The organism is Celeribacter litoreus, from assembly GCF_020165855.1.
Lineage (GTDB): Bacteria > Pseudomonadota > Alphaproteobacteria > Rhodobacterales > Rhodobacteraceae > Celeribacter > Celeribacter litoreus.
On the sequence record NZ_JAIUFY010000001.1, the window covers coordinates 308,772 to 321,464 of the forward strand.

Annotated in this window: 14 protein-coding genes and 1 tRNA gene; 9 read left to right on the forward strand and 6 right to left on the reverse strand. The window is 56.6% G+C overall.

Annotation, left to right across the window (positions count from 1 at the left end):
• Positions 1–63: 63 nt before the first annotated feature.
• Positions 64–1,458, reverse strand: coding sequence for a sensor histidine kinase RegB (gene regB / locus LA304_RS01540; protein ID WP_224501377.1), 1,395 nt, complete (start codon positions 1,456–1,458; stop codon positions 64–66).
• 101 nt (positions 1,459–1,559) lie between these two features.
• Here regB and LA304_RS01545 point away from each other — a divergent pair, with 101 nt between their 5' ends.
• Positions 1,560–2,186 carry an SCO family protein gene (locus LA304_RS01545; protein ID WP_224501352.1) on the forward strand — a complete coding sequence of 209 codons (627 nt, stop codon included), beginning with the start codon at positions 1,560–1,562 and terminating at the stop codon, positions 2,184–2,186.
• A 75-nt stretch (positions 2,187–2,261) separates the two neighbouring features.
• Complete coding sequence (locus LA304_RS01550; protein WP_224501353.1) at positions 2,262–2,816, forward strand: ActR/PrrA/RegA family redox response regulator transcription factor; 555 nt, start codon at positions 2,262–2,264, stop codon at positions 2,814–2,816.
• Here LA304_RS01550 and LA304_RS01555 read toward each other — a convergent pair.
• Positions 2,813–3,694: a LysR family transcriptional regulator gene (locus LA304_RS01555; protein WP_224501354.1), complete on the reverse strand. Its 882-nt coding sequence runs from the start codon at positions 3,692–3,694 to the stop codon at positions 2,813–2,815. The two genes, LA304_RS01550 and LA304_RS01555, sit on opposite strands and share 4 nt — an antisense overlap.
• 96 nt (positions 3,695–3,790) lie before the next feature.
• Between LA304_RS01555 and LA304_RS01560 the strand changes: the two genes are divergently transcribed.
• The gene (locus LA304_RS01560) at positions 3,791–3,943 is read left to right on the forward strand and encodes a hypothetical protein (protein WP_224501355.1); all 153 of its coding nucleotides are present in this window, start codon (positions 3,791–3,793) and stop codon (positions 3,941–3,943) included.
• 3 nt (positions 3,944–3,946) lie between these two features.
• Here the strand turns inward: LA304_RS01560 and LA304_RS01565 are convergent, their stop codons facing one another.
• The gene (locus tag LA304_RS01565; RefSeq protein WP_224501356.1) at positions 3,947–4,537 is read right to left on the reverse strand and encodes an HD domain-containing protein; all 591 of its coding nucleotides are present in this window, start codon (positions 4,535–4,537) and stop codon (positions 3,947–3,949) included.
• Between the two features lie 159 nt (positions 4,538–4,696).
• On the opposite strand from LA304_RS01565, the gene ahcY reads away from it, so the two are divergent.
• Both ahcY and LA304_RS01575 read left to right on the forward strand, forming a co-directional pair.
• Positions 4,697–6,085, forward strand: coding sequence for an adenosylhomocysteinase (gene ahcY / locus LA304_RS01570; RefSeq protein ID WP_224501357.1), 1,389 nt, complete (start codon positions 4,697–4,699; stop codon positions 6,083–6,085).
• A gap of 207 nt (positions 6,086–6,292) precedes the next feature.
• Positions 6,293–6,634 (forward strand): DUF2853 family protein, encoded by a 342-nt coding sequence (locus tag LA304_RS01575; RefSeq protein ID WP_224501358.1) that lies wholly within the window; start codon positions 6,293–6,295, stop codon positions 6,632–6,634.
• Between the two features lie 261 nt (positions 6,635–6,895).
• Here the strand turns inward: LA304_RS01575 and LA304_RS01580 are convergent, their stop codons facing one another.
• Genes LA304_RS01580 through LA304_RS01590 form a run of 3 tightly spaced genes read right to left on the reverse strand, consistent with a single transcriptional unit; the run spans position 6,896 to position 8,562 of the window.
• Entirely contained in the window at positions 6,896–7,318 is a 423-nt protein-coding gene (locus LA304_RS01580; protein ID WP_224501359.1) for an EVE domain-containing protein, read from the reverse strand.
• Positions 7,318–7,590, reverse strand: coding sequence for a YciI family protein (locus LA304_RS01585; RefSeq protein WP_224501360.1), 273 nt, complete (start codon positions 7,588–7,590; stop codon positions 7,318–7,320). Before LA304_RS01585 ends, LA304_RS01580 begins: the two co-directional genes overlap by 1 nt.
• Before the next feature lie 3 nt (positions 7,591–7,593).
• Positions 7,594–8,562: an NAD(P)H-dependent glycerol-3-phosphate dehydrogenase gene (locus LA304_RS01590; protein WP_224501361.1), complete on the reverse strand. Its 969-nt coding sequence runs from the start codon at positions 8,560–8,562 to the stop codon at positions 7,594–7,596.
• A 90-nt stretch (positions 8,563–8,652) separates the two neighbouring features.
• On the opposite strand from LA304_RS01590, the gene LA304_RS01595 reads away from it, so the two are divergent.
• From LA304_RS01595 to LA304_RS01610, 4 genes are all read left to right on the forward strand, one after another.
• On the forward strand, positions 8,653–9,324 hold the full coding sequence (locus tag LA304_RS01595) for a uroporphyrinogen-III synthase (protein WP_224501362.1): 672 nt from the start codon (positions 8,653–8,655) through the stop codon (positions 9,322–9,324).
• Between the two features lie 114 nt (positions 9,325–9,438).
• Positions 9,439–10,647 carry a hypothetical protein gene (locus LA304_RS01600; RefSeq protein WP_224501363.1) on the forward strand — a complete coding sequence of 403 codons (1,209 nt, stop codon included), beginning with the start codon at positions 9,439–9,441 and terminating at the stop codon, positions 10,645–10,647.
• 12 nt (positions 10,648–10,659) lie between these two features.
• The gene (locus tag LA304_RS01605) at positions 10,660–12,147 is read left to right on the forward strand and encodes a heme biosynthesis protein HemY (protein WP_224501364.1); all 1,488 of its coding nucleotides are present in this window, start codon (positions 10,660–10,662) and stop codon (positions 12,145–12,147) included.
• Between the two features lie 214 nt (positions 12,148–12,361).
• Positions 12,362–12,437, forward strand: a tRNA-Thr gene (locus tag LA304_RS01610).
• Positions 12,438–12,693 lie beyond the last annotated feature (256 nt).

Below are 12,693 nucleotides of genomic sequence, written 5' to 3' on the forward strand. Positions count from 1 at the left end.
GAAAGTTTGCGACGGAGAGACATTGGAGCGCGTTAGTTAACAGTTGGTTAAGTGCGGTGGTGCTCAGAGGGTGAAAGGGACGTTTTCGCCGAGCGCTCGGTTCTCTTCACCTTCTGGCACACTTATCTGGGATCGCTTCCATGACAATTCGACGATTGCCCCCGACCGGCGACCAGCGTGCAAATGGAGATCATGGCGATCCGAGCCGTTCGCAAAGGCAATCTCGGCCCCTGTCCGCTCAAGCAGCGTTTTTGCGATAAACAGACCGAGACCCATGCCCTGATATCCGGGTCGCTTGGTCATGTCCCGATCTGCGCGATGGGCCCGCATGAAGGGGTCGCCGATGCGGCCGATGACGGAGGCCGGGAAGCCCGTTCCGTCGTCAATAATGCGCAGAGTGATGTTGTCATGGCTCCATGTGACATCGATCCAGACAGTGGTTTCCGAGAAATCCACTGCATTTTGAACGAGGTTGCGGAGACCGTGGATGATTTCCGGTTGCCGGTAGACGAAGGGCTGGCCAGAGCCGTCCTCCGATCCAATCAGATCGAGAAGCACGGTTTTGCCGCGCGACATATGGGGCGCTGCTGCTTCTTCGATGACGGTTTGTAGCGGAGCCAACCGCATATGGAGATCGTCTTTGCCCGCCTGTCCCATGGAGTGCAGGATGTCACGGCAGCGGTCCGCCTGCTCGTTGATCAGGAGTGCATCGTCCCGCAATTCGTCCTTATCCGACAATTCGTCGGCCAATTCGCGGGAAACCAGCTTGATCGTTGCGAGGGGGGTGCCGAGTTCGTGCGCTGCTGCGGCGACGACCCCGCCGAGATCGGTCAGTTTTTGCTCCCGGAAAAGGGCCATCTGGGTTGCGAGAAGCGCGTCGGACATCCCGTGGATTTCGGACGTCACCTTCCATGAGAACACACCGAGGAAGACAACGCCGATCACAATGGCGGCCCAGGCGCCGAACAGGAAAATCCGTGGCATCATCAGGACATCGCCGGACACGGTTTGAAGCGGCACATTGTAAAGCGCGATGAAGCTCACGAATATGATCGTCAGAACCCCGATCAGCACAGCCGAGACAGGACGCAATGCGGAGGATGCGATGGACACGGGGGCGAGGATCAGGAGGGAGAACGGATTGTTCAGCCCGCCCGACAGAAATAGCATCCCTGACAATTGGGCGATGTCGAACAGGAGCATGAGCGTCGCGCCGCGTTCGCTCAGGCGTTTGTTCTCCGGATAAATGAAGGTTGTGACGATGTTGAGGATGATCGACGCACCAATAACGAGCGCGAACCCGCCCTCCTCGAACTTCAATCCGAACAAAGTCGCTGCCGCGAGGATGGTTGCGAGCTGGCCCGCGATGGCGATCCAGCGCACCAGTATCAACGTGCGAAGCCGCACCCAGCCGGATCTGTGCTCACCGGTCAGAAGATCGTCGTCATTTTCTACCATGGAGCGATTGTGATCCAACTGCGTCATTAATTCCCTTGTTAGTCGGTCCATTTCCCACGATCAATGCGCAACCCAACCGCCCGACCATGAGGAGACCCGACATGTCCGTGAAAACTTTTGCAATTGGCGCTTCCCTCGTTCTCGCCGCTCTCATTGGCGGGTCCGCATGGTATGCGACGCGCACGACTTCGGGCGAGGAATTTGCGCAGTGTAGTGGTTCGACGGTGTCCGGTGGCAAGGCCGCAATCGGCGGGCCGCTTGACCTCATCAATGAAGATGGTGTCGCGGTCACGGATGCCGAGATGTTTACGAAACCGACGATCCTCTACTTCGGCTATACGTTCTGCCCCGATGTGTGCCCGCTTGATAATATGCGCAATGCAGACGCTCTGCGTATTCTCGATGAACGTGGCTATGATGCGCAGGCGGCGTTTATCTCCATCGATCCGGAGCGTGACAACGTTGAGGTGGTCAAAGAGTTTACCTCCCTCTTCCATGACAACATGACCGGATACACAGGCACGCCGGAGCAGATTCAGGCGGCATCGAAAGCCTACAAGACCTACTTCAAAAAGCAGGACGGTGATCCGGAATACTATCTCGTCGACCACTCGACCTTCACCTATCTGGTGTTCCCTGAGATCGGCTTTGTCGATTTCTTCAAGCGTGACGACACCGCCGAACAGATGGCGGATCGCGTCGGATGCTTTATTGACGCCGCAGGGTAAAAATTGACCCTGCTCTCCATGCCCCTTAAAACACTTTCATATCTTTGCAGATAGACGCGAGCAGGAGGCAAGCCAATGAGCGCCGAGGATACTTTGGATCTGGGTCACGACACGTCTCTGTTGCTTGTTGATGATGACGAGCCGTTTCTGCGCCGCCTCGCGCGCGCCATGGAAAAACGTGGCTTCGCCGTTGAAACCTCTGACTCGGTGGCTGGTGGCAAGGCCATCGCAACGGCGCGCCCGCCCGCCTATGCGGTGATCGACCTGCGGCTCGGGGATGGAAACGGTCTTGATGTCGTTGAGGTTCTTCGTGAAAACCGCCCCGATAGTCGCATCGTTGTTCTGACGGGATATGGTGCGATTGCGACGGCGGTTGCGGCCGTGAAAATCGGCGCGACGGATTACCTGTCAAAACCCGCCGATGCTAATGACATCGTGAACGCCTTGCTGGCGCGCGGGGATGAGCTCCCCCCTCCGCCAGAAAATCCGATGTCTGCGGATCGCGTCCGTTGGGAGCACATTCAGCGCGTCTATGAGCTTTGCGATCGGAACGTGTCAGAGACCGCGCGGCGTCTCAACATGCATCGCCGGACGCTTCAACGCATCTTGGCGAAACGCTCCCCGCGCTAAGCCTCGCGTTTCGCGATCTTCAGGAACCAGTTTCGAAGCGTCTTCACGCGTGGCGAAAGAACGCCGGGTGGTGTCACGATGTGATAGCCGAGACCCATGGAGTCATGCTCAAAGAATGACGTCATTTGACCGGACTCAAGATCATCTCTGACGAGGAGATCGACCTGTAACGAAATGCCGAGGCCGGATCGTATGGCAGACAGGGCAATGGCGTTCGTGTTCAGCTTGCGAAACGGCAAGGTGTTGAAATCCAGTCCGAGCACTGGCCCCCACGTGAACTGCTCAATCGAGTATTGGGAAAACACCCAAATCAGATCTTCAAGCGGCCCGAGATCGGCGAGCGTTTCGCCGGAGTGATAGCTCGGCGCGGCGACGACATGAAACGGGCTGTCGAGCAAAGGCACAGAGTCCAGCCCATCCCATTCCCCTGTTCCATACCGGATCGCAAGGTCGAGCCCCCCTGCCCCGATATGATCGCGCACGGCAGACGATTCCAGAACGACGTCGATTTCCGGATGCTCTTCCCAAAAGAGTTTCAGCTTCGGCATCAGCCACTTTTCCGCGAACCCGCTCGTGGTCGAAATCCGGATCGGGCGCTCCGCGTGGTTCTTCTCGATCAATCTCACGCCTTGTTTGATCTGCGCGAACCCCTCGGCCAGCGATCTGGCGAGTTGCTGCCCTTCTTCTGTGAGGAAAAATCCGCGACCAACCTTTTCCAGGAGCGACTCTCCGAAGAAAGCTTCGAGGCCGCGCACATGTTGGGAGATTGCTGCATGGGTCACGTTAAGCTCTCGCGCTGCCGCAGAAAAACTGCCGAGGCGTGCGGTTGCTTCAAAGGCTCTGAGCGCGGAGAGCGAGGGGATGTCGGACCAACTCATGCCTTATGTTAGCTGAACTTACATCAGATAAAAATTCCTGACTTTGGATTCTCCACGCTTTGTGGCCTGATGTAGAGAGCGAGAAGGAGAGCCGAAATGCACATTTACCCAAAGAAAACAAAGGTCAAGACCGATCCTCATTTAAAATCTATGGGAGAGGGCATGACGAATATCAGAGCCGGAGACAAAGAGCGTCGCGCACTGGAACATCAGCTCAACTTTCATTTGAACCGCCGGATCAGCCTCTGATCATCAAAGCCGCGCCATCAATTCCTCGTGCCGTTTCGTAAAGGCCGCGCGGGTTTCGACCGGCGGGCGCAGACGGATGTGGAGATCGCGGGTGAGTTCCGGATTGAGTTTGCCGAAGAGCTTGTTGGCCTCGGCTTCTGAGAACCCCGCGATTTGCGTTGCCTCCAACCAGGCGGACACTTTGTCCGCCTTTTTGATCTTCTTTTTCACCGTCGCAGGAAGTTTTGCGGGTAGACCAAAGCGGATATGGATCGCAGTGGTCAGGCGTTCGTCCAGTTCTCCGTAATTTGGCCCGATTGCGGCCTTCACCGGTGAAATCATATCCCCGATGACGTATTCCGGCGCGTCATGCAGAAGAGCGGCGAGTTGCCATTTGATCGGCTCCTTCGGGTAGAGCCGCCGAAAAATCTCTTCAACAAGAACAGAGTGCTCCGCGACCGAATAGGCGTAGTCACCCTGCGTCTGACCGTTCCAGCGGGCGACAAATGCGAGACCGTGCGCGATATCCTCAATCTCGATGTCCATTGGTGTGGGGTCGAGCAGGTCCAGCCTGCGTCCCGACAACATTCTTTGCCATGCCCGTTCTTGTGCCATGTGCTTCCCTCGTCCACTCTCTTCCTTAGCTATCGCGCGACGCCGTGTTTTTCCACGAGTCTTGTCTGATCCTTGGCAAAACCTACCTCGTCGTTGTAAGGGCATGCCGAAGCTGATAACCAGCGCACGAATTTACATATATATGCAGGAGCCATCGACATGGGCACCGACTATATCGTCAAAGATATCTCTCTGGCTGACTTTGGCCGCAAGGAACTCGATATCGCAGAAACCGAAATGCCGGGTCTCATGGCTCTGCGAGAGGAATTTGGTGAATCCAAACCGCTCACCGGAGCGCGTATTGTCGGCAGCTTGCACATGACGATCCAGACGGCAGTTCTGATCGAGACCCTCGTTGCGCTGGGCGCAGATGTTCGCTGGGCCTCCTGCAACATCTTCTCCACGCAGGACCACGCTGCAGCGGCGATTGCGGCGGCAGGCATTCCGGTCTTCGCGATCAAAGGTCAAAGCCTTGAAGAACATTGGGATTATCTCGACAAGTCCTTCCAGTTCGCCGATGGCCCGAACATGATCCTCGACGACGGCGGCGACGCGACGCTCTACATCCTGCTCGGCGCACGCGCAGAAGCCGGTGAAGACGTTATCTCCGTTCCGACGTCCGAAGAAGAAGCTGTGATCAAAGCGCAGATCAAGAAGCGGATGGAGGAAACCCCGGGCTGGTTCACCAAGATGCGCGATCAGATCAAGGGCGTCTCCGAGGAAACCACCACCGGCGTTCACCGCCTCTACGATCTCGTGAAGCAGGGCCAATTGCCCTTCCCCGCGATCAACGTGAACGATTCTGTGACCAAGTCGAAGTTCGACAACAAATACGGCTGTAAAGAGAGCCTCGTCGACGGCATCCGCCGCGCAACCGACACGATGATGGCGGGTAAAGTGGCTGTCGTCTGTGGTTACGGTGACGTGGGTAAAGGGTCTGCTGCGTCCCTTCGTGGCGCTGGCGCCCGTGTGAAAGTGACCGAAGCCGACCCGATCTGCGCCCTTCAGGCGGCTATGGACGGGTTCGAGGTCGTTCTGCTCGAAGATGTCGCATCCAGCGCAGACATCTTCATCACAACGACCGGCAATAAAGACGTCATCCGCATCGAGCACATGCGCGCGATGAAGGACATGGCGATCGTCGGCAACATCGGCCACTTCGATAACGAAATTCAGGTCGCGGCTCTGAAGAACCACAAGTGGACTAACATCAAAGACCAAGTGGATATGATCGAAATGCCCTCCGGCAGCCGCATCATTCTCCTCTCTGAGGGTCGTTTGTTGAATCTCGGCAACGCGACGGGCCATCCGTCCTTCGTGATGTCCGCGTCTTTCACCAACCAAGTGCTCGCTCAGATGGAGCTCTGGACGAACGGCGACAACTACGAAAACGACGTCTACATCCTGCCGAAGCATCTGGATGAGAAAGTGGCGCGCCTGCATCTCGAGCGTATCGGCGTCAAACTTACCCAGCTCTCGAAAGAGCAAGCTGATTACATCGGTGTGACCGTTGAAGGTCCCTACAAGCCGGAGCACTACCGCTACTAAATGTAGGCAAAATAGAACGAGAGAGGCCGTCCAGTTGGGCGGCCTTTTCTATTTTGCGCTGCCACAGCCCATTGGTGACGTTACGGCTCTTTGGCGTGGGTGGGAGTTTTGGCGGTAAATTCTCCTTTGTAGAGTGAATGATCGCCTTTAGCCTCTTTTGAGAAGGCCGCAAAATGCGGGTGTAATTTGGCAAGTGGGAGAGACCTTATGGGAAAACGTGACGATCTAATTGCGAAATATGCCGAAGACTTGAAAACCAAATGTGGTATCGAGCCAGACATGGACCTCCTCACGAAAGTGACCATCGGCTGCGGACCGGCGATCTATAAAGATGATGCGTCGACAGTTGCCGCGTCTCAGGAGAGCGAACTCGAGACAGTGAAGAACAATTTTCTTGTCAAAAAGCTCGGCCTATCTGACGGTCCGGAACTTATGGATGCGATCAATTCTGCGATTGAGACGTATGGCCAATCAGAGCGGAACAAATACCGCGCCGTGTTCTACTATCTGCTCGTAAAGCACTTCGGCAAAGAAGCCCATTACGGCTGATCCGAAACGCTAAAGTTATTCGAAGCCGCCTCTCTTCGGGGCGGTTTTTCTGTCCGAAGGTTTCGAAATGGTTACAAATTTCGATTTAAATTGAATTACTTGGTGTTTGCCCTGAATCACCGAAACCCATAGTGTCTACCTACGGACCAGGACGGACCGGACCCTGAATTTTGAACACGTGTGGTGCTAGGGAGCACGTGGGGTGGTGGAGGGTCCTGACTGTGTTCGGGGCCCTCCCTTTTTTATTTTGCGAGGGTCCATTCAGGACGGGTCGGTTTCACCGATCTCGCAAATGATCTTCCATTCATCATCTGTCACCGGCTGAACCGACAAACGGCTGTTGTTCACCAGAACCATGTCTTTCAACCGCGGATCCGCTTTGCACATCGCGAGCGTGACGGGTTTCGTGAACGGGCGCACGGCTTTGATGTCCACGCAATCCCAGCGCGGATCGTCCGCCTTGCTGTCGGGGTGCGCCTCTGCGCAGACCTCTACAATCCCGACGATCTCGGTTTCCTTACGCGAGTGATAGAAGAAACCGCGCTCACCGAGTTTCATGGCGCGCATATTGTTGCGGGCCTGATAGTTGCGAACGCCGTCCCATTCTTCGCCAGCGTCACCTTTGGCGACCTGCTGATCCCAGGACCAAACTTCTGCTTCGGATTTGAAGAGCCAATACGCCATTAGCCGATCACCCGGTTCCAAGCTTCGATGCGAACATCGGCAAACAGTCCAGCCTTCGCGTAGGGATCATTCGCTGCCCACTCTTCTGCGGCTGCCATATCCTCGACCTCGATGATCACGAGAGAGCCATACATCTCGCCGTCTGCATTGAGAAACGGACCTGCCTGCTCAACCACGCCACAGCTTTTGAGGTAGTCGACATGTTCCGGACGGGTGTCGAGACGAATTTGAAGTGCGCCGGGTTTATCAGTGCACATGACTGCGAATTTCATCTGTTATTCCTTTTTGAGTGGGCGGTTCAGAAGATAGTCCAGAGCTTCGAGAACGGAAATGTCCCCTGCCCCGATTTCGGCAACCATCAGAGAGATTGGCATTTCAATATTCTGCTCGCGTGCAATTCTAGCGACAGCCTGCGATGTCGCGACGCCTTCGACGGTCATTTTCGGATCGAACTCTTCCTGACGTCCGAGCGACAGTCCAAACCGGTAATTACGCGAAAGTTCGGAGGAGCATGTCAGCACCAGATCGCCAAAACCGGAGAGACCTGTGAGCGTCTCGGGCTGTGCGCCCGCGTGGATACCAAACCGCTGCATCTCTGCAAAGCCGCGCGTCATGAGCGCGGCGCGCGCACTGTCGCCGAGGCCCGCACCAATGCAGGCGCCAGAGGCGATTGCGATCACGTTTTTCAGGCCGCCACCAAGCTCCGCGCCGATCGGGTCGGTGCTCAGGTAAATCCGCAAACGCGGGGTCGCGAGCGCGTATTGCGCCTCTTTGCCACGCTTTTCATCTGCGCAAGCGAGCGTGAGCGCGGTGGGTAGACCCTTCGCAATATCAACGGCGAAACTCGGGCCGGTGAGAACGGCCGGAATGGCGTCAGGTTTGTGCGCAGAGATTACGCCGGTCGGTCCCCTCAGAGTCTTGAGATCAATGCCCTTCGAGCACGCGACGAGCACCTTGCCAGTAAGCGGGTCTTCGATGGTTGAGAGAAGATCGGAGAGCGCCTGCATCGGTGTGGCGAGCAGAATGATATCTGCGTCGAGGGCATCTTCGAGGGAATTCGTGACGCTGAGAGGATCCGGAAACGGGAAACCGGGCAATCGAGAGGAGTTCGCGCGCTCTTGCGCCATGGTGGCCGCATGCTCCGGATCACGAGCCCAGAGCGTCACGGTTTGGCCGGCGCGGGCAATTGTCATGGCCAGAGCGGTCCCGAATGCGCCAGCGCCAAGAACGGAAATGTAGCTCACGAGTTGCCCCCTCCTGCGACGCGTTCCATTGTTTCGTTGCTCTATGGGAGGTATCACCGTGCGTGAGACCAGACAATCCCGAGACCGAATTTGACCGCCACCGTTTTGATCACACGCCCGATGGAGGATGCGCGCAAGCTCGCAGCACAGCTGCCTGATGCCAACGTGATCTGCGCGCCGGTCATGGAGATTGTCCCGCTTTCTGTTCCTTTGCCTGAGCAGGATTTGGATTTTTTGATCCTGACATCACGCCATGCCGTGCCGATGGCGTCCGGTTTTTCACATCTCCCGGTCGTGTGCGTCGGGACCGCAACAGCACGCTCCGCGCGCGAGGCGGGCTTCGATGTGACGGATGTTTTCGAAAATGCCGACAAATTGGTCGCGGCGGTTTCTGAAAAACGGGGGAAATCCGCTTGCCATCTCCATGGGCGACATACCCGCGGCGACATTGCGGAACGCCTGACGGCTGCTGGGCTCAAAGTGGCATCTTGTGTTGTCTATGACCAAGGTGCGCAGCCTTGGAGCGATGCGGACCGAGATCAGATTTTCGCGTCAGAAACGCTCATTTTGCCCGTTTATTCGCCCCGCACGGCGAAAATCGTCTCAAAACGGCTCGCCGAGTTTGAGGGTTTCATCACTATGATAGCGATATCAGAGGCTTGCGTCTCGGCATGGAGCGGCAACCCGCCGGACCGCATCGTTGTCGCGGAACGTCCTGACGGAGAGGCCATGCTCCGAGCTATTGCGTCGCAGGTGACGTGATCATCGCTTGAGAGCGCCCTCCGCAAGGGCTAGGTTTTAATCCAGAGTATGAAAAGTTTTTGGATTCGAAAGGTTGGTCGCGTGTCGGAGGAGAAGAAAACGTCACAAGAGGACGTGAAGAACGAAGCGGACGAGTCGCAAGACCAAGCTGTTTCAGAAGGCCAAGAGGCCGACGACGCGAAGATCGAAGAGAGCGACGCGGCCTCCGAAGAGGTCGTCGAAGAAACTCCTGAAGACGTTGATCCGGTCACTGATGCCGAAGATGACAGCATTCCGGATTCTGATGATGAAATCAGTTCTGACGAGACAGACGCGGACCAACTCACCGATGAGGTTGAGACGCCCGCCGAAGAAACGCCAGAACCGGCTGCGGCGGAGCCCGCTCCTGCCCCTGTTGTTGAGAAAAAATCCGGATTTGTTCCGATGCTCATTGGCGGTGTGATTTGCGCCGGCCTCGGATTTGGCGCGGCCTATTTCACCAATCCGGCGGGTGACAATGAAGAAGTGCTCGCGCAGATTTCGACGCTTGAAGAGAGAATTGCGGATTTGTCTGGTGAGACAGACCGTCTCTCGGAGGCTCAGAGCGCTGCAATCTCCGAACTACAGATGAGCGTGGATGAAAAGCTGGCTGCGACGACGACACCTTCTTCGGACATTGAGGAATTGAAATCGCAGATCGAGGCGCTGGAGATGCGACTGCTTGAGGCTGAGGCCCGCCCAGTTGCGGAGGCAGTTCTGTCGCCTGAGGCCACAGCAGCCTTCCAGAGCCAGATTGATGAGATGCAAACTCTTCTGAACGCCGAGATTGAACGGTTGAAAGAAGCGAAAGCGGCGTCTCTGGCAGAAGAGGCCGCTGCGCGCGAGGCAACGCTCAAAGCGCGCCTCCAAACCCGAGTGGATGCGGGTGAGCCATTTGCCGCGTTGCTTGATGAGATCGGCACCGAAGTTCCGCCGTCTCTCCGCGCGGCGGCAGCGGAGGGGATTGCGAGCACTGCAATGCTTCAGGAAGACTTTGCGACAAGCGCGCGCGCTGCTCTGATGTCTGCCTCCAAGGCTGCGCACGAAGCGGGCGAGCAGGGATGGCTTGCAACCGTTCTTCAAACACAATTGGGCCTGCGTTCGACAGAGCCGAAAGAGGGTGATGGCGCAGATGCTGTCCTCTCGCGTGCCGAACAGGCGGTGCGGGAAGGCAAGTTCACGGCCGCAATCGAAATCCTCGGTGCCCTGCCAGAGGCCGGTAAATCGGAAATGCAGAGCTGGATTGCGCAGGCGCAGGAACGTGTGGACGTTCTGGCCGCTCTCGACGCCTATCTTGCTCAATAAGGGAGAACAGACATGCTTTGGTCGCTCGTTAAAATCGTCGTCTTTGTTCTCCTCGTGGCTGCACTCGCCTATGGCGGGATGCTTCTCATGGATATGCAGGGCGGCGTTCAGGTCGTCTTTGCAGGGTTCGAAATCACCCTCACGCCTCTGAAGGCGGTGATCGCACTCATCGCGATGGTGGTTCTGATCTATGTGCTGATCAAGGTGGTCGGCCTCTTGATCGCGGTTCTGAAATTCCTGCTCGGAGACGAGACCGCAGTGTCCCGATACTTCGACCGCAATCGGGAACGCAAAGGTATTGAGGCCGTAACAGACGGCATGATGGCCCTTGCATCCGGCGATGGGCGCACCGCACTCTCGAAAGTTGCGAAGGCAGAGAAATATCTTCAGAAGCCCGAACTGACCAACCTGCTCAAGGCGCAAGCGGCCGTCATGAACGGTGACAAGCTCGTCGCGGAGCAGGCGTTCAAGCAACTCGTCGCAGATGATCGCACCCGTTTTGTCGGTGTGCAGGGTATTATGAAGCAAAAGCTGGAGGCGGGTGACACGGACACCGCGCTCAAGCTCGCTGAGAAAGCCTTTGCTCTGAAACCCAAGCACGTCGAAACGCAAGATATCCTCCTGCGCCTTCAAGCGGAGAAGGGCGACTGGTCCGCCGCGCGCCGCACCTTGTCGGCCAAGCTGAAACATGGAGCGATCCCGCGTGATGTTCACAAGCGCCGCGACGCTGTTCTCGCGCTTTCGCAGGCCAAAGGTGTGTTTGATAAAGACGCCACGATCGAGATGAAAGAAGCCGCGATTGAGGCGAACAAGAAGTCCCCTGATCTTATTCCAGCAGCGGTGATGGCCTCTGACGAATATGTTTCGGAGGGCAAACAGCGTCAGGCGACGCGTGTCATCAAGAAGGCGTGGGAAGCGCAGCCTCATCCGGACCTCGCGGCTGCCTTTGCGCGGATCGAACCGAATGAGACGCCGGAACAGCGGCTGAAACGCTTCTCGGCTCTTACGAAAATCCACCCGGATAATCCTGAAACCCAGATGCTCTCCGCAGAGCTCTTGATCGCGAACGAGGATTTCCCGGCAGCACGCCGTGCGCTTGCGGATCTGGCTGAAATGAACCCGACAGCACGGAGTCTCACGATTCTGGCGGCTATCGAACGTGGTGAGGGATCGGATGATGTCGTTGTCCGCGGATGGCTCACCCGTGCGCTCACAGCTCCGCGCGGCCCGCAATGGGTCTGCGACAACTGTCAGACGGTGCACGCCGAATGGGGTCCGGTTTGTGGCAATTGCGGTGGGTTTGACACCATGAGCTGGCGCAAGCCGGCTCACTCAGAGGTGGCGATGCCCGCAGGCACAGAGATGCTCCCGATGATTGTGGGTGCTGCAGCGGAGCCGAAACCGTCAGCTGACAGTGTTGAGGATGCCGAAGAGAGCGAGGATCAGCCAACCATGGTCGACGTCACTCCGACAGAGCCGGAAGAAAACCAGAAGGTGTAAATTTAGGGCTACACACCTTTGAAAGAGGGTGATAAAGACCCGCTCACGATAAGCGCTTCGGCGCTTCTCGTGAGGAAGTGCCGCTGTAGCTCAGCTGGTAGAGCACGTCATTCGTAATTAGCGGGTCCCTGCTAGAATGACTTGCGAAACCAACGAGTTCGCGGCAAATGAGAAGAACTAGTAGGGCCATAGTAGGGCCTACGATGAAAAGGTTGCCGCTGTAGCTCAGCTGGTAGAGCACGTCATTCGTAATGATGGGGTCGGGGGTTCGAGTCCCTTCAGCGGCACCAGTCCTTCTTAAATGTCATTTACCCATAAGAGTGCATTTTTGACCCATAAGCCTGCGCGCTTGTGTGCCTGACCATGTGTAGGCGCAAGATATGGTGTATTTTCAGGGGATCTAGTTTTTCACAGAAGAACCTTCAGCTTTGACCGAAGTAAAAGGCATTGCTTTCGGTCTGAAGTCTGGGCCGATTCTGTGGAAAAACTAGTGTTTTTGAGCGCAGAAATCGGCGTTCCAAACTCGGCCCAATCGCCTTTCCTATC